The sequence below is a fragment of the Massilia sp. CT11-108 genome, assembly GCF_047302915.1.
Taxonomy (GTDB): Bacteria; Pseudomonadota; Gammaproteobacteria; order Burkholderiales; family Burkholderiaceae_D; genus Telluria; species Telluria orientalis.
In genome coordinates this window covers 1-308 of the sequence record NZ_JBKYMO010001423.1, presented here as the reverse complement: position 1 = coordinate 308, position 308 = coordinate 1, and the positions used below count along the sequence as shown (strand labels likewise).

Annotated in this window: 1 protein-coding gene; it reads right to left on the bottom strand. The window is 75.0% G+C overall.

Annotated features, from left to right (window positions below; translation table 11 throughout):
• On the bottom strand, positions 1–238 hold a 238-nt coding region (locus ACEN88_RS35105; RefSeq protein ID WP_413347041.1), incomplete at its 3' end, for a hypothetical protein.
• Between the last annotated feature and the right edge of the window lie 70 nt (positions 239–308).

Genomic DNA, 308 nt, shown 5'->3' with positions numbered 1-308 from the left:
CCGCCGGATCGTCCGGCCAGGGCGGGGCGACATCGGGTGCCTCGGCAACGGCGAGTACGCGCAATCCGGCGCGCGCCATCGTCGCCGCAGCCGCGAGCGCCGGTGCACGCTCTTCAGGCGAGCACAGCGCCACGATGGTTTCCGGCGCACCCTTGGCCGCGGCGACGGCCTCGTGGCCATCGCTCCAGACCCTGACCATTGCCGGCCGGTGCGCCGTCAGGCCGTATTCGCGCACCATCCGCGCCGGCGGCCCCGGTGGGGCGCGCGCGGGCTGGGCTGTTGCGGCTTGCCGCAGCGCTTCTTCGATC